Origin of the sequence: Lactobacillus sp. CBA3606 (genome assembly GCF_002970935.1) — a bacterium.
Taxonomy (GTDB): Bacteria; Bacillota; Bacilli; order Lactobacillales; family Lactobacillaceae; genus Lactiplantibacillus.
This window is the reverse complement of sequence record NZ_CP027194.1, coordinates 467,013-490,648: the sequence shown is the minus strand read 5'-3', so window position 1 is coordinate 490,648 and position 23,636 is coordinate 467,013. Positions and strand designations below refer to the sequence as shown.

Genomic DNA, 23,636 nt, shown 5'->3' with positions numbered 1-23,636 from the left:
TTTTTCCGCCATACTTTGCTAAAGTAGCAACGTATGGAGGTTTTTTTGTATGGAACAACAGTACTTGGATTTGTTTTTAAAATATGTACGGGTTGAACGGCAGTATTCGCCAGAAACGGCGGTGGCATATCGCGAAGATATTCAAGCGTTTGACACCTTCTTAACAGCTAACGGTGGCGCTAAGTCCTATACGGCAGTTGACCATTTAGATGTGAACGTTTACTTAAGTGCGTTGTATGACCGCCATTTAACGCGGAATTCAATTGCCCGTAAAGTCTCTAGTTTACGGTCCTTTTATAATTTTCTTGTTAAAAATGATTTGGCAAAATTGAATCCGTTTATTTACGTGCAATTAAAGAAACATGCCGCGCGGTTGCCACGCTTCTTTTACCAAAAAGAATTAGATGTGTTGTTTAAGACCGTCTATGCGGATGAGTCCTTGATGGGGTCACGAAACGCCGCCTTGTTAGAGGTCCTGTATGGAACTGGTATTCGGTTGAGTGAGTGTGTCAATTTACAATTAGCCGACGTCGACTTTGACTTAAAGATGATGCTGATTCGTGGGAAAGGCGATAAGGAACGTTATGTGCCATTTGGGCGGTACGCTGCTCAAGCCTTACAACAGTATTTTGAGCAGTGTCGAACGCCAGTCATGGCACAATATGACCAGACCCATACGACAGTGTTTATTAATCGCCATGGTGGTGCCATTACGGGTGGTGGGATTGAATACGTCTTAAATCAAATTGTGAAAAAAAGTAGTTTGACTGCAGATATCCATCCCCATATGTTACGCCATACGTTTGCGACCCAAATGCTAAACAACGGGGCTGATTTACGAACGGTCCAAGAATTATTGGGGCATACGAGTTTATCAACCACGCAGATTTATGCCCACGTCACTAAGGAACATTTACAGCAAGATTATCGAAATTTCTTCCCACGCGCAACGCGGGAATAGTTGAGGGAGTTTTATCATGACAGTAAGATTTGAAGCAACGACAATTTGTGCCGTCCGTCAAAATGGCCATAATGCCATGGCCGGTGATGGTCAAGTCACCATGGGTGAAAAAGTTGTAATGAAAGGGACCGCTCGGAAAGTTCGGCGAATTTATAATGATGAAGTCGTCGTCGGATTTGCTGGTAGTGTTGCGGATGCCTTCACCTTAGAAGAACGGTTTGAAAAGAAACTAAACGAGTTTTCTGGGAATTTACAACGGGCGGCAGTCGAACTAGCCAAGGATTGGCGGAGTGACCAAGCTTTACAGAAATTAGAAGCTTTGTTGATTGTGATGAATAAGGATGACATGTTGCTCGTTTCTGGGAGCGGTGAAGTGATCACCCCAGACAATGATGTCTTAGCCATTGGTTCAGGCGGTAATTTTGCTTTAGCTGCGGCGCGGGCGATGCAATTGCATAGTCAGGATATGAGTGCCCAAGCGATTGCGGAAGCGGCCATTAATATTGCTGGTGATATTGATATCTTTACGAATCATAACGTGATCTCAGAAGCCTTATAAGGAGGAACCTTATTATGGAACAAATTAATCAGACACCTAAACAGATCGTGGCGGCCTTAGATAATTATGTTATTGGTCAAGGCGCTGCCAAAAAAGCTGTTGCGATTGCTTTACGAAATCGGTATCGCCGGATGGAACTTTCAGCGGATATGCAAGCTGAAATTACGCCTAAAAATATGTTAATGATCGGTCCAACTGGGGTCGGTAAAACTGAAATTGCGCGCCGGTTAGCTAAAATTGTGAATGCGCCCTTTGTTAAAATCGAAGCGACGAAATTTACCGAGGTTGGCTATGTCGGCCGTGATGTTGAATCAATGGTGCGGGATTTGGTTGAAATTGCCATTGAGATGGAAAAAAAGCAGGCTTATTCACGCGTTCGTTCTTCGGCCGTGCAAGCCGCTGATCAACGGTTAGTCAAATTATTGGTGCCTGTCCCAGCGCAAAAGCAAACGACGAACAAGCGTAATGGCAATGATTTCCAAAACATGATGAACATGTTAAGCCAGATGCAAAATGGACAAACCCCGGATGCAGCGACGAATAGTGAGGAAACCGTGACGGATGATGTTCGTAATCAACGACTTTCAGTGGCTGAACAATTGAAAAAAGGGGTCCTCGAAAATTCTGAAGTGACGATTGAAATGGATGACCCGCAACAAGCCGCCAGTGGCAATAGCAATATGCTAGGACAAATGGGCATTGATCTGGGGGATACCCTAGGCCAGATGATCCCTAAGAAGCGGATTAAGCGGACCATGACTGTGGCGGAAGCACGGGAGATTCTAGTTCGTGAAGAATCTGAAACATTAGTGAATAATGCGGATATTTATCATGATGCCATTGTTCGGGCTGAAAATACCGGGATCATTTTCTTGGATGAAATTGACAAGATTACTGCCGGTGGTCAACAGAACTCGGGTGAGGTTTCTCGTGAAGGCGTGCAACGCGATATCCTACCAATCGTGGAAGGCTCTCAAATCACGACCAAGTATGGTCCGATTAATACGGATCACATTCTCTTTATTGCGTCTGGGGCTTTTGCGGAAAGCAAACCTAGCGATTTGATTGCAGAATTACAAGGTCGGTTCCCAATTCGAGTTGAATTAGATGATTTATCAAAAGATGACTTCGTTAAAATCTTAACGGAACCTAAAAATGCCTTAATTAAGCAATATATTGCCTTGATTGGGACGGATAATATTAAAGTGACGTTTACGATGGAAGCAATCGAAGCAATTGCTGAAATTGCGTATAATGTCAATCACGAAACTGAAAATATTGGCGCCCGGCGGTTGCATACGGTGTTAGAGAAACTATTAGAAGAATTGCTTTACGAAGGTCCTGACATGGAAATGGGTGAAGTGACGATTACCGAAAGCTATGTTAATGAACGAATTGGTAATATTGCCCAAGATAAGGATCTTAGTCGGTATATTCTCTAATTAAAACAAGGGAGTCAACGGTAATGACAGTTGAATTGAAAAATGAATACCTCACCGTCCAAATTAATGAAGCGGGCGCAGAGTTAAGCAGTGTAAAGGCCAATGATGGGCTTGAATACATGTGGCAGGCTGATCCGAAGTTTTGGGGTCGGCATGCGCCCGTGCTATTTCCAATCGTCGGTCGATTAAAAGACGATCAGTATACAATTGCTGGTCAAAGTTATCAAATGGGGCAACATGGGTTTGCGCGGGATCAAACGTTCCGAGTGGTGTCACAGACACCAACGCAAGCCGTACTAGAATTAACCGATAGCCAGGCTACCCGTGCGATGTATCCCTTTGCGTTCCGGTTACGCTTACACTACACGTTAACGGATCATGAATTAACGGTCGGCTATGACGTGCATAATCCAGCTAATCAAGAACTATTGTTCTCAATCGGTGGACATCCAGCGTTTAACGCCCCGTTAGCGACGCCTGAGGGAAGTTTAGCTAATTATCAGGTCACAGTGGCACCTAAACAAAAGTATCAACACATCCCATTACAAGCCCCTTATAATGATGTTGATCAGGCGACGACGATGGACCTGTCTAAGCCGTTACCCTTAACCCGGGAGCTGTTTAAAGATGATGCGGTTATTTTGGCCTTGAATAAGCAAGAAACGACATTACTGTTAAGCTCCGACTTAGATGACCATGGGGTTGCAATGACGATTGATGCGGCACCATACGTGGGGCTGTGGTCACCATACCCACAAGCGGCACCGTTTGTTTGTCTTGAACCTTGGTGGGGGATTGCGGATAATATCAATCATGATGGGCAATTAAGTCATAAAATGGGTATTAATCGGTTAGCAGCTAATCAAACATTTAATGCCAGTTATGCGATTAAGTTTTTCTAATCGGCTCGTTGATAGTCGTCGTCATTGCGGATGGCGGCTATTTTTTTGTTTTTGTTAAAATAATCAATTAGTATTATGTTACTTTAACTAAAGCAAACAAAATCAACACCCGCAATAACCCAATTTTTAACCCAGCAAAAAGGCTGAAACATTGCGTTTCAGCCTTTTTAGGTTACTGCTTACGTTGATAGTGGCGCCAGCCAAGCCCAAAATGCACTAACGATTCGGTCCCAGCTAAAATACGTTTAATATTAGTTCGGTGCCGATAGAAAATAAAGATGGTTAATATGACTGCAATGACGGATAAAATCCAATCTTGATAATAGAAGATTGCAATTAGGCTAACTAAGGTTAGTGAGGTCATGCTCGCAACGCTAACCATACTGGTTAGATAGACTAATGTGAACATAATGGCACTGGCAATTAAGAAGAAATGCCAGTTATAGGCTAATAGAATGCCCGCACTAGTGGCGACCGCTTTGCCACCTTTAAAACCAATAAAGATTGAGAAAGTATGGCCGACGATGGCCCCTAAACCAATCAATAGCGCATTAACGGGTAAATGAAAGAGCGCTGGTTGTGCAGCCGCTAGGGTTCCTTTTAAGATGTCCATAGCCATTACGATGGTGCCAGCGGTTGGGCCTAGTACCCGATAAGTGTTGGTCGTACCAATATTTCCGCTACCCGCTTGGCGAATATCCGTATGAAAGAAAAGCTTGCCAATGATGACACCCGAAGGAATTGCACCTAGCAAATAGGCGACAATCAGCATGAGTATAATTTCCACAATTGAGTCCTCCTGTAATAGAGTCAACCAATATTTTAGCATGCTTTAAGGGCAATCGGGTCAGTTTTGATTAAAAAATTTTCAGTTGACAAACGGTGGGGCGATTGATTACAATTAAGCGAACATACATTCGTATATTTAAATCTGTATTCTGATGTTTTAATTATAGGATTTACTTAAATTTTAAACGAAGTGTGGCTTAAAATTCGCCTCACAATCATTTAATATCGCAAAATAAGTAAATAATTACAATTGCTGTGCTATAATTTAATCTGCATAGTTTCGATTTAGCATTGCTAGGACCGGATAATCGGCGACAGTAAAGGGTTAATGAAACAATTATGAACAGAAAACCAAAGGAGCAAATGATGAATGGCAAAAAAAATGCAAACATATGATGATTCTTCAATTCAAGTGCTTGAAGGATTAGAAGCTGTTCGGAAACGACCAGGGATGTATATTGGGTCAACCGACGGCCGTGGTTTACACCATTTGGTTTATGAAATAGTTGATAACGCGGTTGATGAAGCTTTAGCAGGTTTTGGGAAAGAAATCAATGTCATCATTCATGCTGACAATAGCATCACGGTCGTGGATCATGGTCGTGGGATGCCCGTTGGGATGCATGCTTCAGGTGTTCCCACGCCAGAAGTTATTCTGACGGTGCTCCATGCCGGCGGTAAGTTCGGTCAAGGGGGCTATAAGACCTCAGGCGGCTTGCATGGCGTCGGTGCTAGTGTTGTGAATGCACTATCGACCGAATTGACGGTCACCATCGTTCGTGATGGTTATCGCTATCAAGAAAAATTTAAAAATGGCGGGCACCCAGTGGGCACCCTCGAGAAAAAAGGCAAAACCAATAAACCAACTGGAACGACGTTAACGTTTAAACCAGATTCTAGTATTTTTACAACAACAGTTTATAATTTTCAAACTTTATCGGAACGCTTACGTGAATCTGCCTTTTTATTAAAAGGTGTCAAGATTACGTTGACCGATGAACGCGAAAATCAAGCGCAAGAAATTGTTTTTCATTATGAAGCGGGCATCAAAGAATTCGTGACTTATCTCAATGAAGACAAAGATACCTTGGGTGATGTCATGGACTTTGATGGCACTAAGGATGGCGTTGAGGTTGAAGTAGCCGCACAATATAACGATGGCTACTCTGAAAACTTATTATCGTTCGTCAATAACGTACGGACGCCTGATGGTGGGACTCATGAAGCCGGTTTTCGGAGTGCCTGGACCAAAGCTTTTAATGAATATGCACGGAAGGTCGGTCTTTTAAAGGAAAAAGATAAAAACCTAGAAGGTGCCGATGTGCGCGAAGGGCTATCTGCAGTGATTTCGCTACGCATTCCCGAAAATTTGTTGCAATTTGAAGGCCAGACCAAGGAAAAACTTGGGACGCCAGAAGCACGGACCATTGTCGATAGCGTGATTAGTGAGCAATTACAATTTTTCTTAATGGAAAATGGTGAATTTGCGCAGATGTTAATCCGCAAATCGACCAAGGCTCGGCAGGCACGTGAAGCAGCTCGCAAGGCCCGTGATGAGAGTCGTAATGGGAAGCGCCGGCACAAGCAAGAACGCTTACTGTCTGGTAAGCTAACGCCGGCCCAATCGAAGAATGCCAAGCGAAATGAGCTTTTCTTAGTTGAAGGGGATTCCGCCGGTGGTTCTGCAAAACAAGGTCGTGATCGTAAGTTCCAAGCGATCTTACCTTTACGTGGTAAGGTTTTAAACACCGAAAAAGCCAAATTACAAGATATTGTTAAGAATGAAGAAATCAACACCATGATCTATACAATTGGGGCGGGAGTTGGACCAGAATTTGATGTTGCAGCCAGTAATTATGACAAAGTCATTATTATGACTGATGCGGATACTGATGGTGCGCATATTCAGATTTTATTATTGACCTTTTTCTATAAATACATGCGCCCAATGATTGATGCCGGTAAGATTTATATTGCTTTGCCACCATTATATCGGCTACAGAAGAAACAAGGAAAAAAGCTACGGACGGAATATGCGTGGACTGATGAAGAATTGGCTTTACGAACCAAGACTTTCGGCAAGGGCTATGCGCTGCAACGTTACAAAGGGCTTGGCGAAATGAATGCGGAACAATTATGGGAAACGACTATGGATCCTGATATGCGAACTTTAGTTCGTGTTCGGATTGACGATGCTGCTTTAGCTGAAAAAAGAGTCACGACACTGATGGGTGATAAGGTTGAACCGCGGCGGAAGTGGATTGAAAACAACGTTCAATTCAGTCTCGATGAAGATGGTTCTTTGCTAGATAACCAAGCCGTGACTTCGGCTCATGAACAGGCCGATGAAGAGCTGGCCCAGCAATTGAAAAAATAAGGAGGTCGCAAATTGACAACTAATCAATCAAAAATTCAAGAATTGACGCTTGAAGACGTCATGGGCGACCGCTTTGGCCGTTATTCTAAGTATATTATTCAAGAACGGGCATTACCAGATATTCGAGATGGCTTAAAGCCAGTGCAACGTCGGATTTTATATGCGATGAATCAGGATGGTAATACCTTTGATAAAAGCTTCCGAAAGTCGGCCAAGTCAGTTGGAAACGTCATGGGGAATTTTCATCCACATGGGGATTCTTCAATCTATGAAGCGATGGTTCGACTTAGTCAAGATTGGAAGTTACGCGAACCGCTAATCGAAATGCATGGAAATAACGGGTCCATGGATGGTGATCCCGCAGCGGCGATGCGTTATACAGAAGCTCGTTTAAGCAAAATTGCAGGTGAAATGTTACAAGATATTGATCGCAAAACGGTCGATATGGTCTTAAACTTTGACGATACTGAATATGAACCAACGGTTTTGCCAGCGCGGTTTCCTAATTTACTCGTTAATGGTGCGACGGGGATTTCAGCCGGCTATGCGACCGAGATTCCACCGCATAATTTAGGAGAAGTCATTGATGCAATCCTATTTCTAATGAATCATCCTAAAGCGAATTTGGCCGATTTAATGGATTTCGTAAAGGGCCCAGATTTTCCAACCGGTGGGATTATTCAAGGACTAAATGGTATTAAGAAGGCTTATGAAACTGGTCGTGGCCGTATCGCCGTTCGTTCACGGACTAAGATTGTTCCCTTGAAGGGGAATAAAGCTCAAATCGAAGTTTCTGAAATCCCATATGAAGTCAACAAGGCCCAATTGGTTAAGAAGATGGATGAAATTCGGATTATGAAGAAAATCGAAGGCATTGCCGAAGTTCGTGATGAGAGTGATCGTAAAGGCCTATCGATCGTCATTGAACTAAAACGTGATGTGAATGCGGCTGGAATTTTAACGTACCTGTTTAAAAATACTGATTTGCAAATTACGTATAACTTTAATATGGTGGCAATTTATCACCAGCGGCCAGAACATGTGGGCTTAAAAACCATTTTGACGGCGTATTTGGAACATCAACGTGATGTGATTACTCGACGGACGCAGTTTAATCTAACTAAAGCGGCTGATCGGCAACATATTGTGCAAGGTTTAATTAAAGCCATGTCAATTTTGGATCAAGTGATTGCTACTATTCGAGGCAGTAAAGATAAAAAAGATGCTAAAACCAACTTAGTGCAACAATTTGATTTTAGCGAAGCGCAAGCTGAAGCTATTGTAACGATGCAACTTTATCGGTTAACTAATACTGACGTTACACAATTGGAAAAAGAAGCGGCTGAACTGGCTGCCGCAATTGAACGCTATCATGCTATTTTAGAGGAACCTAAAGAGCTTGATAAAGTTTTGCGGCGTGAGTTAAAGGCGATTCAAAAAGCGTATCCTAGTCAGCGTTTAACTGAAATTCAAACTGAAATTCAAGAATTGAAGATTGAAACGGAAGTTGTGATTCCACAAGAAGATGTTGTCGTGATGATTAGTCATGATGGCTATATCAAGCGAACTAGCTTACGGTCTTACACGGCATCTGATGCCGAGGATAATGGTTTGAAAGAAGCCGATTTCCCAATTTATTTGGAAAAGAATAATACGTTGGATCATTTGATGATGTTCACGAATTTAGGACACTTAATTTATCGGCCGGTCTATGAAATCGCTGATGCCAAGTGGAAAGATACTGGTGAACATATTTCGCAAACCATTGGTTTAGCAGCTGATGAACGGATTACGTGGGTCTTTAATTTTACTGACCTACAACAAACCGGGAAGTTTCTAATTGCGACTAATGATGGCTATATCAAACAAACGGCCTTTGCAGATTACTTGCCTGGGCGAACTTATAAAACTCGTGCGAGTCAATTCATGAAGCTAAAGGCCGCCACGTCAGCAGTCGTATCGGTTCAGTATTTACCAAGCGCACCAACGGGCACCTTAGTCTTAATGACGCAGCATGGGTATGGGTTGCGCTATGACTTGAGCGAAGTGCCAACCATCGGTGCTAAGGCCGTGGGTGTTAAGTCAATGGATTTACGAGATGATTTAATCGTGCGTGCAACAATTGCGGCGACGACGGATTTGGTTGCCATGATTACGCAACGTGGGTCCTTTAAGAAAATGAAAGTAGCTGATATTCCTGTGACCAGTCGTGCTCGACGGGGCGTTCAAGTCTTACGTGAATTGAAGAGTAAGCCGCATGAGATTGCAGATTACGTTTTAATCGATGCCCAACAAACGGGGATCGCTTTAGAAGTCTTAACGGACCATTATAAGCGTCATTCTATTTTGAGTGATGAACATCCTGTGAGTGCCCGTTATTCAAACGGCTCCTTTGTTATTGATACTGACAAGGAAGGAACTCCAGTGTCCATTCAGGTTCATCCAGTGCCATTAACGGTTTAAAATAACGCTTGCATGCGTTCGAACATTGGCTTACCATGAAAACAAGACTAAGATACAATTAATAATTAGTTAAGGTTTATTTACTGATAACAATCGCTTGCTTTCAATTCTAAACTTGTATAATATTATAGCTATTATAAGGTTACGATAAGACGAAAGGATCAGGTAAAATTCATGAAAACAACGCAAGAAAGTATTTTTTCATCTAAAACTTTAACTTATTTTTTGCAATTAGCTGAAACAATGAATTATACACAAGCGGCGCAAATTTTGGGAATTACTCAGCCCGCGTTAACGCAACAAATTAAAAAATTAGAGCGCACAGTCGGCGCACCATTGTTCTATTCCGTGGGTAAAAAGCTGCGACTGTCAGATGCTGGCTATACGATGTTGAATGCGACACATAGCATTTATAATGTCCTTAATAAGGCAACTGATGAAATTCAACAAACGACCAGCGCAACCCAAGGGTCCATCAATATCGGGATTTTGGCGTCGATTGAAGATCATGTTTTCGAGGATTTTGCGATTAAGTATTATGATGCTAATCCGAACGTGATTATTTCGTTCCACATGTTAACGCGTAAAGAGATTTGGGAACGTTTAGAAAATAACCGAATTGACTTGGCGGTTATGTATTTGCCAGATGAAAGTATCAAGAACTGGAAACCATACCAATCAAAACGGATTATTCAAGATGACTTGCTATTTATTACTAGTGATCCTAAGCAGGCCAAAAAGAAACGAATTAAATTTAAAGATACAACCAGCGAACCATGGGTAATGTATCCTGAAAATTATTATTTGGATCAAGTTATCAAAGAATCTTACAAGAACCAATTGGCGGATTTGCCAACGGCGATTGCACGGTTTACGACGCCACAACAAATTTATCGGTTTGTGGCTGCGACAGGCACGAATACGGCATTGCCAAATTCGTTTATGGTAGCTAATCCAACAGCTGATAATTTACACACGGTTTCATTTGAACCCGCGATTAAATTTGATTTAAACTTCGTCTTTCGTAAGGATAAGGATCAAATTCCGCGGATTAAGAATTTCTTGGATGAATTTGATAATTACTTACATGCCGAAGACTATATCTCACGGTTACAAAAAATTAATCAAAAATAGTTATAAGGGAGTCTTTTACTAATGAGCAAAGAATTAATTTTCGGTCATCAAAGTCCGGATACTGACGCAATTGTTGCTGCTAAGGCACTTTCATATTTAGATAACAAGTTAGGGATGGATACTGAAGCAGTTGCTTTGGGCGAACCTAATGAAGAAACTAAATTTGTTTTAGATTATTTTGACGAACCCGCACTACGGGTCATCACTAAAGCGGCACCTGAAGTTAGTGAGGTTATGTTAGTTGATCATAATGAACCACAACAAAGTGTCAGCGATATTGCTGATGTTACAGTGACTCATGTGGTTGATCATCATCGGATTGCTGGTTTTGAAACGACTCAACCATTGTTTTACCGGGCTGAACCACTTGGTTGCTGTAGCACTGTTATATACAAGTTATTTAAAGAAAACAATGTTGAAATTCCAGCTAAGTTAGCCGGATTAATGCTTTCAGCAATCATTTCAGATACGTTATTGTTGAAGTCACCAACAACAACGCCAACTGATGTAGCTGTTGTTAAAGACTTGGCAAATATTGCAAAAATTGATTACGAAGCTTATGGGTTGGACATGCTTAAAGCAGGGACTAACTTAGCTAGCAAGAGTGAAAAAGAATTAATTGATGCCGATGCCAAATCATTTGAATTGAATGGTTCAACGGTGCGAGTGGCTCAAATTAATACCGTTGATTTAGCTGACGTACTTGATCGTCAAGTCGCCTTAGAAGCAGCTGCGAAAGCAGAAAATGCTGCTGAAGGTTATGATTTATTCTTAATGTTAGCAACTAACATTTTGGATAGTAATTCTGAATTAATTATTGCTGGGGCCCCAACGGAACCAGTTGAAAAAGCTTTTGGTAAGAAAATCGAAAATAATCGCTTAAGCTTACCAGGGGTTGTTTCACGTAAGAAACAAGTTGTACCACCATTAACTGATGCATTTAATGCCTAAATAGGTTGTTTCCTGAAAGGACTCGTTGAAAAAACGAGTCCTTTTTTGAGCCTAATAGTTGTACTTATGAAATTTTGCGGTATGATAAATAAGGTAATTAGGTTGTACACAACTCAATTGCTAAAAATTCAGATATCATCTTAGGAGGAATCGATAATATGAGTGAAGATAAGGCCGCTTTACGACAACGATTGACTTCAAAACAATATGCAGTTACCCAAGAAGCCGCTACTGAACGTCCCTTCAGCGGTGAATATGATGATTTTTATCAAGCTGGGATTTATGTAGATGTGGTTAGTGGTGAAGTGTTATTCAGTTCGTTAGATAAATATGACGCTGGCTGTGGTTGGCCATCATTCACTAAGCCCATTGCATCAACCCAATTAGCTGAACATACGGATCACTCATTCGGCATGCGTCGGACGGAAGTATTAAGTCATGAAGCGAAGTCACATTTGGGGCATGTTTTTGATGATGGTCCGCAAGACAAAGGCGGGTTACGTTATTGCATCAATTCAGCCGCGTTAAAGTTCATTCCCGTTGCTGACCTCCAACAAGCTGGCTATGGGAAGTATTTGACATTTTTTAATAAATAGGGGGCGTATCAGATGGAAACAACAGCAATTTTTGCCGGTGGCTGTTTTTGGTGTATGGTGAAGCCTTTTGATAGCTTGCCAGGAATTAAAAAGGTTGTCTCAGGTTATACTGGTGGCACCGTTGCTAATCCCACTTATGAACAAGTCGCTAGTCATACGACCGGCCATACCGAAGCCGTTGAAATCACATTTGATCCTGAAGTGATTAGTTATGCGGAACTAGTTGAAATTTATTGGCATCAAACGGATCCAACCGATGCCGCCGGGCAATTTCAAGATCGTGGCGATAGCTATCGACCGGTTATTTTTGTGAAAGATACTGACCAACGTCAAATTGCGACCGCATCCAAGGCACGATTAGCCGCTAGTGAACAGTTTGACGCCCCAATTGTTACCCAGATTGAGGATGTGCAGCCATTTTATCCGGCGGAACCTGAACACCAAGACTTTTATCGTCGTAATCCATTCCGTTATCAAATTGAAGAAATGGGTGGCCGCGAAAAGTTTATTAAACAGCATTGGACTAACTAACTAGTTATTAACGTAATAGCGTCCCCATTGATTTTTCATTTTCAATGAGGACGCTATTTTTTAGGCGGTTTGATAGGCGTTTAAAGCCGAATAAAATGATTTTTTTACCGAATCACGGATATTTAAGTAAGTGATGTAATTGGATAATTCATGGACATCACTAGTTAATGGGAAATCAAAATCTGAATGGGCGTAGCAGGCAGCCGAATAATACGGGCCGTGTTGGTTTAGAAACGGTTCTAGCCAGCGATAAAAAGTCATCTGAATCCATCCTTTCAAAACTTAACTTACTTGATTAATGCTTAGTTTAAAGGTTAGAAACTTTGAAGTACAGCGATTTAAGCGTTCTTAACGAACCTGCAAATGACCTGTAAAGCTTGTGATTGAATCGTAACTTCTTGTAAACGAATTGCAATGCTACTGATTAGCCGAGCGTAATCGTTTCAGATCCTGTTTGCGTAGTAAATTTTGATAATAATCGAGACTCTCAATATCTAGCCGTAATACTTTTAATACGGTGACTGAATCAAGTGACCGATGTTGACGAAGGTACCATAAAATATAGCTCTGCCGCATGGTGGTAGGCTTTAACGGTAAGCCCAGGCGTTGCCCATCGCCAGCTAAATATTTATGAAGGGCAGCTAAACTAAGATGTGGATCCTGACCACGTTGGCGTGTTTTCAAGAAGATATCGTTAGTTTGGGAGTGACTTTGTAAAGGACTCAAAAAAGTTGTCAATGTTGATAAGAACACCTGTTCTGAAGTGGTGAAAGTGATCTTTTTAAGTGTTTGGTAAAAATCAACGGCCAACATTTCGCTAACGGTGTAACCTTTGCAAGTTAATAGCAAGAAAGCACGTGTGTAGACATGGAGGTCATCATTTTTGAGTAATTCTGGTAAGGTTGTCGGCCAATCTGCTGGCAGTTGTTCGTTAGTTAGTGGCTGGCCCTTGATTGCAAAGGTCGGCAAAGTTGGCATAATTCGATGTTCAAATAAATAGCTAAAATAGCCATTTAAATTAGAAAGTGTTTTGTTTAAAGTCGATTGCTGATAGTGACGATTGTCTTTCAGCATGGCTAAATAAAGTTTAATGTCATTTTCAGTTAAATCTACTAGTAAATTACTGGCAGCAAAGGTATCGTTAAAGTGTTGTTCATAGTTAAAAAAATCAGTTAAAGTTAATTGATATTGCGTGATAGTTTTAGGTTGCTTATCAGCAGCAGTTAAGTGCGCCACAAAACTTTTTTCATAGGGGAAATTGATTGTCATGGAGGTCAGAAATCCTTTCTAGTTGTGATTCGTTACTTTAACTAAAACACAAAATCAAAAACAAAACAAGCCATTAAACACATGCTGAGAGGTCGATTCTAAGCGTTAGTTCGATTATAAAACGGATAACTATCAAGCTGAACACCTTAAAATACATTTCGCTGATATTGATGTTTTATAAAACAAGCTCACAATTGTTAAGCAAAAATAAATTAAGCCAAAACAAGTTATCAGCAATCAGATTATTGCTAGCAGGTATAGCAATAAAATCAAAAAAACTAACAGCGTAATCGGAACTATTCAAAAATGGATCTAATTATGAAAAATAAGCCGTGGGGGACCTATTTCAATTCTAGCTTCTACTTCGCATAATATATATTATGTAAACTAGAATATGTTTAAAAACACCCCTCTCAAACTATCAGCATGGTTCCACCAATGAGCCCTAAAAACAACAATTTACAGTATTTTCGTTTTAAAAATGTGCAGATAATAAAAAACTCAGCCCAAATAATTTGAGCTGAGTTTTTTAATTGCAATCAATTATTGGATTTTTTATTATCTGGTTGATGAGCCTTAATGGCTGCTAAGCCGGTCCCAATTAACATGATGATTGGGATGTATAACACAATCTGATAACGACCCTGAACTTCTAAACATAAGGTGCTAATCGTCAAACCAATCAGCAGCAACGTTTCAAAAAAGAAACAATTGGCACTACGATAATTATTGCTGCTGAATAATGTCCATAAACCAATTAGTATACTGATTAAAGCGCCGACTAAAAGTAAGCCCAAGTAGTCAAATGATAATAATATGATTGGACCACGTAATTGATACCAATGGCGATTAATTTGTTGCTGCGATTGCTTTAAATTTAAATTGTAAAGCGTCCAGTTATAACCGTAAGCAGCACTCATTAAATTTTGTGTTTTTACATTGATAAACGCGCCCCAGCGACCTTGTTTAGTTAATTCTTGTAGGTGTTGCTGCGTATCGGTCTGCAAAGTTGAGGCTAATTTAGGATAAGCTTGGTTAGGCTCGGTCTTATTTTTTAATTTAGTGGTCACTTGGTGCATGATAGCCGGATCATACTGGCCAGCACTATGTGAATCTGTTCCGGTGGCTAAACTATAAGCCGTACTAACCCTGGTTGGCGCCAATTGTACCCCGTAAAGCCAGTTATAAACTACTGGTGAACAGCCGATAAGTAATATCGTTGCCACAATATAAATGATTAATTGGCGTAAGTGTCTTTTTAAAGTTAAATTTTGTATCCAGAGCCATAGACTTAAGATGATTAAAGCTAGGATAAAAACCAACATAATTGGCCGTAACATATTGGCTGCTAAAGTGGCCAACCATGCGAGTCCAAGGTTTAACCACTGGTCACTGGGAGTAGCCGTTTTTAATGGGAATAATGCTTTTGTTAAGGCTAACATTGCCACTAAAACGAACGTTAAAAATAAAGGCTCAGCACCATTTAGCAAAGTGCTATATAACCAATAGGCAGGAATGCCGTAAAATAACAAACCGGCCGTTATCCCAACCTCACGAGAAAACCAGCGTGATCCTAACCAATACAGGAGTAACATATCAAGCCAGGTACTGCTGATATTAATTAATTGGCTGATAAAAAAATTAGTGCCACCAAAGGCTGCGCCGAGACTAAAAAAGTTAGCAATGTTCAGTGCGTGTGGGAAAATAACATAAGTGCCCAACCGCCCCGTTGCCGCCATAGTTTTCCAAGTCATTCCCTGCGCACTGTAGGCCGCTAAAGCATGATAACTCCAAAAATCTGAAGTTGGGGTAATTTTTAATAGAGCAACGATTGGTAATTTAATGAGTGTTAAAAATGTAAAAGTTAAAATCACCCCACTGGTTTGGCGTCGTGCGAGTAAACGTGCGAGCCCCCAAATACCAATTAATAGCACCAAACTCAGAACGGCGATTAAGCTGATTGTTACCCCAGTAATGGCTGGTAGTTCTGTTAACATGCTCTGAATCATGGCCACTAGTAGCCAAACGACTAACCCGCCAGCAAGGACCAGCGTTAACCCCTGACCACTCTTGATAAAGCTTCGTTTTAACATCGCTGCCCCTCCTATTAATATGAGCGTTTCAAGTGTGAGTACACTGGCGTCGCTTCATGACGTGTTTTAGTCCAACTGGTTTTGCCGACCAATTGCCGATAAATCGCGGCATATGGCGTCACTGCAATAATTAATAGATAGCCCTGAAATCCGATGCTAGTCAGCATGGCTCGCCAAAACGGGAGCTTTTGATGAATATCGGCATAATTTCGCTGACAAATAACGGCTAATAGTGCACAGCTTAATAAGGCAATCAATAAAATGGTTATAATTGCCAAGTGATGCCAGCCCCCGGTCCAATCCTGAAGACTGCGACTAATGAGCGTAATTAACGTTATCAGACTAGCCAGTGGCACCAAACAACCGGTGATTGGCATTAAAATCCAAAAAGTTGTATCGATTTTTTGAAACCAATTAACGTAAGCAGATCGCCAAATAGCCGGTAAATAGTACATACATTGTAAAGCCCCCTGGCACCAACGCACCCGTTGCTTGAAAAATGGGCGTAGGTGCGCAACGGCCTCTTGCTGGACGACAATGGTATGCGTGAACTCAACTTGCCCGCCCAATAACCAAGTTCTTAACGTGAACTCTAAGTCTTCTAGTAAACTATTCCCCCAGGGATTTTTAAGCGCTAGCGGTAGTCGGACAAATTGCCCGTTACCAGACGCAATCCCTTGTCCTAGACGTTCACGCAACTGCTGTGTTGCACTATTGACCCCTATAAACTCAAAATCTTGCATGCGGGTCAGCCAATTAGTTTGATTATAAATATTAACGCCCGTTTGGAGCATTGCTAACTTAGTTGTCCGTTCAAAGCGAGCAACGACTTGAATGAGATCAGCACTGCTCATAAACGCATCTGCATCTAAAATACCAATAATATTTTGTTCAGGAGCGGTCCCTTTAACTAAGGTGTGCGCTAAATATTGGATTGCCGTGTTAATGACGGCCCCTTTCCCCTGCTGATCATTACCAGCACGATGCAGTACTTGTAAGTATGGTGATTTAGAAGCCGCTAAGGTCGCTAAGCTATTATCAGTTGAATTATCATCAACCGTGATGATTTGAGCGTGGATGGTGGCCGGCAATTTTGCTAATTGTGCAGAAAGCCGGCTAACTGTTTTCGCAATGATTTGATCCTCATTTAAAACTGGAATCACTAAATATAAGTTGAATTTGGCAGCGCCTTTAGTTGTGGGCTGAACAGGTTCTCGATAGTGATTCATTAAAATAATATCTAATAAAAAATAGAGATAAAATAAGCTTGAAATGGTAATTCCAATCCCCATAATAATTTTCATTATAAAATGCTCCCCCAAGCCGATACTGATTTTACGCCTATTAGATAGGTGATCAATTGTCATTATAACCATCATTTAGGCCTGACTCCTACTAATTGGAGTGGGAAAACATAGTGAACTTATGAATTACTGTATTAAAAAAAATTGATTTTTGATATCGCCTTTACCGGCCATGATGATTAGTTTCTTTTATAAGTTGAACAAAAAAATCTATTGCTAATAACCAAAATATTGGTTATTAGCAATAGATTTTATGATACCGACATTCAAACTTGAATTATCTATTTAGTTCATCGGCCAGGATAACTCGTTTTTAAGCTTCATCATCAGTTGTGGGCAGTTGACCATTACGGATTGCTGCTAATTGTTGTTTCAACGCTGCGGTTTCAGTATATTGTAAATCAGGATTGGTGACATCGAATGGGACGCCACCAACAGCGATGGTGCGTTTTAAAAACATACTGAAAGCCGTCGACAAGTTTAAGCCTAGTGCCTCATAGATTAAGGCCGCTTGTCGTTTATCTTGCTCATTTACTCGAAATGAAATTGCAATATTTTTACTGTTATCCATCTCAATCACCTCAGCAACAAGTATATCATTTGTATAGTAAATGTCAATACAAAACATTTTCGTCCCTACCCCACCATTGCTGGGCCTGTAACGGCCAATTGATTCATAAAAGGTTCTCTGTCAACTGTTGTTGGTAATCTTTTTATTGGTGCTTAGCCGCGCAACAGCTAAGCACCTTTTTTTAATGCGAACATTAAATGTATACGCAATCTGAAATTATTGAAATTTCCAAAACCATAGGCGGTATGTTTTAAAACTTTGATTTTGTTATTTGTCCCTTCCAAAGGACCATTTGAATATTGATATCTAAGTGCGTTCTCAATCGACTCTTGGCTATCTCGTAGTTTCAAAAAATGTTTCTCCATTTCCTCTGGAAATTGATTACTAGCATCGAGAACCTGTCTTAAACGGGGTAAATCTCGATATTTGACGGCGCTTCTGAGTGTATGCAAGGCGTCATAGGCTCGTTTTAAATCTGGATCAAATTCCAGCATCTCTTCAACAATTTGATTTTGGGTATGGCGTCCGGCAATAAAGGAATAGTGCCTATAGTTCTTGATATCAAGTTTCTCGTTAGGTTTTAAGAGTAGTTTCCAATATCTCTTTAGTGCTTTATATTTAATATTTGATTTAGCAAATTGTTTCATGACGCGAATACGAGTTTGATTAAAGCCTACCACCGCCGATTTCACGATGTGAAACCGGTCAGTAACGATTATGGCCTCTGGAAATACTGACACTAGCTCAGGGTACGTATAATTCATATCCGTTACAATAACTTTGACACCCATTCGGGCTGCTTTCGTATAACGGTTAAAGTATTTTTCAAGACTAGCAAGTGTTCTCGATTCTAAGATATCTATAAATTGATGAGTTTCTCCATCCATAAAGACGAAACTCATCGAACCATTGGCATCTTTGGTTGACTTGATTTCATCCATACAAATGACACTTGGCAACCAATCATAATGGGTCAATAAATCACGTTCGTAGGTCTTTAACATTGAGACAACTGTACTACTTGAAATATTCAATTCGTGAGCAATGTGTGTCATGGTCACCGGTTCACTCAGCTTCTCTAAGCAAGCGATACGAACATTATTAGAGATTGTATGATTCCGTTGCGTTAAACTGGTTGCTGCTAAAAAATAGCTGTTGCACACTTTACACTTAAAGTTCCGTTTCTTTAGATGCAGTAAAACGTCTCGCTCACTGCTCCTAAGTAGCTTAACTTTTACTTGCCGCCAGCCATAACGAATGATGCTTTTTCTGTTGAGCACGCCGCACTTTGGACACGCTTTTGGACGATAGTCCAAAACTGCTTGAACCTCGATTGGTCCTTTTTCTTGAATGTTATTGATAATAGTTACTTTTTTGATGTTTTGGTCTTTAATTCCCAATAAAAATTTAGTATCCTTACTCATAGGGGTATAGTCGCTTCTTTCTCTTGAAATGTGGTAGTGGATAGATATATAAGTCTGCCGACTATATCTCTTTTTCTGCACTTTTTTAATATACTACAAATAAAATACATACAAAAATATCCGCTGCCAGTAATCAAGTTTTCACTCAATTACCAACAACAGATATTTTAGAACCTCATAAAAAACGCCCCGCTTTGTCAATCGACAGGTCAGGGCGTTCATATTAATTTAAGCTTTAGGGGTCTTCTTACCCCAGGTTGGGATAATTTTACCATCCTCGCTCATTTCTGGACCATCACCAGTATCAATCAAGGCTTCGTCTTCCCCGAAGTTATCTTGTAAGGCATCAACGAAACGTGCCGTTGCATGCCCATCTAAGTCATCGAAGAAGAAATTAATGAAGCCATCTAATTTGGCTTTATTTAAAGCTGGATGTTCAAGTTGTTTAATCAGATCACCAGTATTTTCAGCTAAACTACCTGGAATAAAATCAAAGTAATTAAAGTAGAAACTACGTGATTGCATGTAATCAGCCAAGTCAGGTGCAAAGAACACCATGGGCCGTTTTAGCAAAGCGTATTCAAAGCAAACTGAGGAATAATCGGTAATTAATTGATCAGCAACTAACAGCAGATCATTAATTTCACGATAGTCTGAAACATCATAATAGAAATCTGAATATTCATATGGCAAAGTTGGTTTATTTTGTACAAATGGATGAATCTTGAGCAAGAAGACGTAATCCTCATGTAAAGCTTCATAGATCTCTTTGAAGTTTAACATTTCAAACGGATAATACGCTGATTGTTGCCCATTGCCACGGAACGTTGGGGCAAACAAGATGACTTTCTTGCCCTTAATGAACGGTAGCTCTGTCTCTAAGCGGGCTCGAATCTCGGCTTGCTTAGGCTGATCAAAGAAAACATCCGTTCGTGGAATCCCAAGTGGGGCAATTTTATCGGGGGCAATGCCGAAACCTTCCGCATACTTATCAGCAATATTATGCGATGAGACTAACGCTTTCGTATAATTTCGATGATTAAGTGATTGGAGCTTCGGCCCACCGGGCATCCCTAAACGACTATAACCAAAGGTCTTAAAGGCACCGACTGCATGCCAAACTTGAATTAAGTCAGCATGCTCGCGAATAGCCAAAGGATAGACCAAAGGATAGAAGTCATCAAGAATGATATAGCGACTAGTTGCTAAGGCTTTAGCTAACGTGCGCACTTCTTTCCAAGATTTTTTAGCTTTAATACTAGGCTTCAAATAAAAGGAAATCTTGAAATCAGTTTGACGTTGCTTTAATTCTTGATAAATAAATTCAAAGTTACCGGAAATGGTAACCCGACTGTCAGAAACAAATGAAATCTGTTTCTTTCGAATTGGTTGTAGGCAATACCACCGATACCAGATTTTCAATGCGCGGCGTTTTAACGCCCGCATGGCAGCTGTATCAAGGCCCTCATCACTCGTGAATTCATTCTCCAATGGATTGATTTCACTTAGTTGATAAGACGTGACATTTAAAGCCTGAGCAGCTAAGTTATACCGGAAAATTAAGCTATATGATTTGTTGCTCTTAGCAGAATAGCTCGTCATCTTCGTTGTATAATTTAAATCTTGATTGGTATCAGCAATCTTACCGATGGTGGTCCGGCGAATCAGCCAACCTTTATTCAGATATTGTTTAAGTTGTAATTTAACTTCATAAGTTCCTGGTTGCAGGGGTTTACCATTATTAATAGTTGAAAAATTAATGGCGCCTCGATAACCGGCTTGGGGATAATGACCATCCGCAATGGTTTGATTAACCAACGGAATCTCAAGCTCGTCACGCTGATCACTGACCAGCAACAAGCTCTTAACAATCCGTTCATCATCCGTCTCTGGATATTTTTCAAAATAGGCTTGGCCTTCAATGACTAAGTAAGAACTGTTAAATTCTAAACGTGTCACTTGCCGCTTGATGAGTGATTCAGCATCGTTATCTAAACGTGGTTCGTTTAGATACTTCAACGAGGTATCGACTGCTTCAGTCGGGACCGTGCCCACGGTTGGTGCTGGTCGACGACCGTAAAGCACCCGTCGAGCGACTCGTTTTAATCGTTGTAACATAAATACATGCGCTCCCCGCTAATAATTAGAGTAATTTGGTTAGAAATTGGTAGACCCGGCGACTATTTTGACCATCTTGGTGTGGAAACGTCTTCGCTTTTAGCTGGTGCACATACGCTAAATCTAAACGAGGCAACTGTTGATTGATAAATTCAATCAATTGGTCTGCTTGGGCAAAGTGTGGTGCACCTAGATAGTCATAATAATCAACGTAGAAGCCACAAACCGCCATATAAGCCGCATAATCCGGTGTAAACAACAGGATGGGCCGGTCAAAATAACTGAAGTTCAACGATAATGAAGAATAATCAGTTATAAATAGATCAGTCGTTGGCATACTAGTTTTGACCCGGGTTGCATCTTGAAAAATATGCACGTTAGCTGGCAAGTTCAATGATGCCGGTAACTTCAAGTACGGATGCAATGAGATGTTAATTTCCCAATCCGCGGTTAATTGCGCGGCGGCTTTAATAAATGCTTGCACATAAGCTAAGACCTGCTGCTCACCATGGATGCCTGGACGATAGGTCGGTGAATACAATAGCCGCTTAGGCCCTGGATGAGTTTCTGGTTGCATTGCCATCAGTTGATCCATCATAGGTTCACCCGTTGCTAGAATGTGTTCAGGATCAATATCAAAGGCATCCGCATAGGCTGGTTTATCAACCGCTGAGTTAATAAAGACCCAATCATAATTAGTATGGGGCTTTAGAATACTTTGATCAGCATGCGGTAAACTCAGGCCAAACTTTTTCAACGACCCAATGGCATGCCACAATTGCACGACTTGATTGTCCGCATGCTTGTTGATGGCATACAGTGGGAAAAAGTAATCGTCGACGATAAATAGCTCGGACCTGGCCAATGCATGTAATGCCCGAATTGAAGCCCATAAAAAGCCTAATCTACTTTTAAACGAATGATCGTAGTGATAGCAGAAAACCGTTACTTGATAATCCGTATCAGCCGCTGAAAATTCTTGGTGGAGGGCTTTTAAATTATCGTTTAACGTGGTGCTGCGCATCGTGGCAAAGGTCACGCGCTGCGGCCGTGGTCCACCTAGATGGTAACAAGTCTGATAAAAAAGATTAAAGCTAGCGCGTAATAGCGTTAGCTTAATAGTTTTCAGACGTCCCACTCCATCACCGCCTTACCCCAATAATTCGTGAGGTCACTTTCAAAGAATTCGATGATGTCTTGGATGGTGCTAACCTTACGCGTTAAGCCGACTAAATTCTGTAAACGTTCCCGGGTAACGGGACTCTTCGCTAAAATATCTAAAGCGCGTTCAAAATCGACGCGACCACTACGACTAACCCCACGTAAGGTTAAGCCTTCCGCTAAGACTGACCGAGTATCGATATCAACGGGGTCTTCAGAAACCCCCATTAAAATAGCGGTTCCCATTGGCCGGATGTGTTCAATGATTTGACCAATCGCCGCTTCACTACCCCGACCACCGGTACATTCGAGTGCTTGACTAACTTTTAAGTCAGCTGGGATATCATCGACTAAGTAAGTCTTATCTGCAAAGGAGAAGTAATCTAACTTAGACTGATGACGACCAAAGATAACCAATTGGCTCTCTGGGAAGAGCTGTTTAACTAACGTTGCGGTAATGTAACCTAAGTTACCATCACCCCAAATACCAATGACTTTTTGATCAGCATCCATCGTCGCTTCTAATTGAGTTAGCGCATGAACGCCGACTGAAATCATTTCGATAAAAGCTGACATTTCCATATCAAAATCAGTTGGCAAGGCCAGGACCCGGTCACGTTGTAAACAAACGTATTCTTGCATGAAGCCATCAAAGCCACTGGAACGGAACTTCGACGTTGGTAAGTAATTTTCCTTAATAATGGGGTCCGTTTCAACGGGGGTATTAGGAATCATCGTGACCAAGGTCCCAGGCGCAAATTCGCCCTTAGGATCATGAACCACTTCGCCAACCCCTTCATGAATTAAGGCCATCGGTAATTTTTGTCGTAACACCGCTTGCGAGCGTTGCCCAGAGAAATACCGTTGGTCAGCGTGACAGACGGATAAATACCGTGGTCGGACAACGATGTCTTGATCGGTAACCGTTTCAGCGACGGTTTGAACTTCAAACTGGCGTGCCGCTACGAGCCGATAAACTTGATTTAACATC

The 23,636-nt window shown here is 41.1% G+C and carries 20 protein-coding genes; 10 read left to right on the top strand and 10 right to left on the bottom strand.

Annotation, left to right across the window (positions count from 1 at the left end; translation table 11 throughout):
* Window positions 1–49: 49 nt before the first annotated feature.
* The 4 genes from xerC to C5Z26_RS02475 are packed head-to-tail and all read left to right on the top strand — an operon-like array spanning window position 50 to window position 3,864.
* Window positions 50–961 (top strand): tyrosine recombinase XerC, encoded by a 912-nt coding sequence (gene xerC, locus C5Z26_RS02490; protein WP_105448453.1) that lies wholly within the window; start codon window positions 50–52, stop codon window positions 959–961.
* A 16-nt stretch (window positions 962–977) separates the two neighbouring features.
* Complete coding sequence (hslV, locus tag C5Z26_RS02485) at window positions 978–1,520, top strand: HslVU peptidase proteolytic subunit (protein ID WP_105448452.1); 543 nt, start codon at window positions 978–980, stop codon at window positions 1,518–1,520.
* A gap of 14 nt (window positions 1,521–1,534) precedes the next feature.
* Window positions 1,535–2,962, top strand: a complete 1,428-nt coding sequence (gene hslU / locus C5Z26_RS02480) for an ATP-dependent protease ATPase subunit HslU (RefSeq protein ID WP_105448451.1) — start codon at window positions 1,535–1,537, stop codon at window positions 2,960–2,962.
* A gap of 23 nt (window positions 2,963–2,985) precedes the next feature.
* Window positions 2,986–3,864, top strand: coding sequence for an aldose 1-epimerase family protein (locus C5Z26_RS02475; protein ID WP_105448450.1), 879 nt, complete (start codon window positions 2,986–2,988; stop codon window positions 3,862–3,864).
* 172 nt (window positions 3,865–4,036) lie between these two features.
* Here the strand turns inward: C5Z26_RS02475 and plsY are convergent, their stop codons facing one another.
* Window positions 4,037–4,651 carry a glycerol-3-phosphate 1-O-acyltransferase PlsY gene (gene plsY / locus C5Z26_RS02470; protein WP_105448449.1) on the bottom strand — a complete coding sequence of 205 codons (615 nt, stop codon included), beginning with the start codon at window positions 4,649–4,651 and terminating at the stop codon, window positions 4,037–4,039.
* 372 nt (window positions 4,652–5,023) lie between these two features.
* Here plsY and parE point away from each other — a divergent pair, with 372 nt between their 5' ends.
* From parE to msrA, 6 genes are all read left to right on the top strand, one after another.
* Complete coding sequence (gene parE, locus C5Z26_RS02465; RefSeq protein WP_105448448.1) at window positions 5,024–7,030, top strand: DNA topoisomerase IV subunit B; 2,007 nt, start codon at window positions 5,024–5,026, stop codon at window positions 7,028–7,030.
* Window positions 7,031–7,042: 12 nt separating this feature from the next.
* Window positions 7,043–9,493, top strand: a complete 2,451-nt coding sequence (gene parC / locus C5Z26_RS02460) for a DNA topoisomerase IV subunit A (RefSeq protein ID WP_105448447.1) — start codon at window positions 7,043–7,045, stop codon at window positions 9,491–9,493.
* Between the two features lie 174 nt (window positions 9,494–9,667).
* Window positions 9,668–10,627 (top strand): LysR family transcriptional regulator, encoded by a 960-nt coding sequence (locus tag C5Z26_RS02455; protein ID WP_105448446.1) that lies wholly within the window; start codon window positions 9,668–9,670, stop codon window positions 10,625–10,627.
* Between the two features lie 21 nt (window positions 10,628–10,648).
* Window positions 10,649–11,578, top strand: a complete 930-nt coding sequence (locus C5Z26_RS02450) for a manganese-dependent inorganic pyrophosphatase (RefSeq protein WP_105448445.1) — start codon at window positions 10,649–10,651, stop codon at window positions 11,576–11,578.
* 158 nt (window positions 11,579–11,736) lie between these two features.
* Window positions 11,737–12,174 (top strand): peptide-methionine (R)-S-oxide reductase MsrB, encoded by a 438-nt coding sequence (gene msrB / locus C5Z26_RS02445; protein WP_105448444.1) that lies wholly within the window; start codon window positions 11,737–11,739, stop codon window positions 12,172–12,174.
* 12 nt (window positions 12,175–12,186) lie between these two features.
* The gene (gene msrA / locus C5Z26_RS02440) at window positions 12,187–12,705 is read left to right on the top strand and encodes a peptide-methionine (S)-S-oxide reductase MsrA (RefSeq protein ID WP_105448443.1); all 519 of its coding nucleotides are present in this window, start codon (window positions 12,187–12,189) and stop codon (window positions 12,703–12,705) included.
* A gap of 60 nt (window positions 12,706–12,765) precedes the next feature.
* Here msrA and C5Z26_RS02435 read toward each other — a convergent pair whose 3' ends face one another.
* From C5Z26_RS02435 to C5Z26_RS02395, 9 genes are all read right to left on the bottom strand, one after another.
* Window positions 12,766–12,966 carry a YozE family protein gene (locus C5Z26_RS02435; protein WP_105448442.1) on the bottom strand — a complete coding sequence of 67 codons (201 nt, stop codon included), beginning with the start codon at window positions 12,964–12,966 and terminating at the stop codon, window positions 12,766–12,768.
* Between the two features lie 156 nt (window positions 12,967–13,122).
* The gene (locus C5Z26_RS02430; RefSeq protein ID WP_105448441.1) at window positions 13,123–13,974 is read right to left on the bottom strand and encodes a phage integrase N-terminal SAM-like domain-containing protein; all 852 of its coding nucleotides are present in this window, start codon (window positions 13,972–13,974) and stop codon (window positions 13,123–13,125) included.
* Window positions 13,975–14,513: 539 nt separating this feature from the next.
* Window positions 14,514–16,067, bottom strand: coding sequence for an ArnT family glycosyltransferase (locus C5Z26_RS02425; protein WP_105448440.1), 1,554 nt, complete (start codon window positions 16,065–16,067; stop codon window positions 14,514–14,516).
* Between the two features lie 14 nt (window positions 16,068–16,081).
* Window positions 16,082–17,371: a glycosyltransferase family 2 protein gene (locus tag C5Z26_RS02420; protein ID WP_105448439.1), complete on the bottom strand. Its 1,290-nt coding sequence runs from the start codon at window positions 17,369–17,371 to the stop codon at window positions 16,082–16,084.
* 313 nt (window positions 17,372–17,684) lie between these two features.
* Window positions 17,685–17,942 (bottom strand): type II toxin-antitoxin system RelB/DinJ family antitoxin, encoded by a 258-nt coding sequence (locus tag C5Z26_RS02415; RefSeq protein ID WP_158682788.1) that lies wholly within the window; start codon window positions 17,940–17,942, stop codon window positions 17,685–17,687.
* Between the two features lie 167 nt (window positions 17,943–18,109).
* Window positions 18,110–19,366, bottom strand: a complete 1,257-nt coding sequence (locus tag C5Z26_RS02410; protein WP_105448437.1) for an ISL3 family transposase — start codon at window positions 19,364–19,366, stop codon at window positions 18,110–18,112.
* Window positions 19,367–19,594: 228 nt separating this feature from the next.
* Window positions 19,595–21,484, bottom strand: coding sequence for a CDP-glycerol glycerophosphotransferase family protein (locus C5Z26_RS02405; protein ID WP_105448436.1), 1,890 nt, complete (start codon window positions 21,482–21,484; stop codon window positions 19,595–19,597).
* A gap of 25 nt (window positions 21,485–21,509) precedes the next feature.
* Window positions 21,510–22,622, bottom strand: a complete 1,113-nt coding sequence (locus tag C5Z26_RS02400; protein ID WP_105448435.1) for a CDP-glycerol glycerophosphotransferase family protein — start codon at window positions 22,620–22,622, stop codon at window positions 21,510–21,512.
* Complete coding sequence (locus C5Z26_RS02395) at window positions 22,610–23,635, bottom strand: ribitol-5-phosphate dehydrogenase (RefSeq protein ID WP_105448434.1); 1,026 nt, start codon at window positions 23,633–23,635, stop codon at window positions 22,610–22,612. The genes C5Z26_RS02400 and C5Z26_RS02395 overlap by 13 nt, the downstream gene beginning before the upstream one ends.
* Between the last annotated feature and the right edge of the window lies 1 nt (window position 23,636).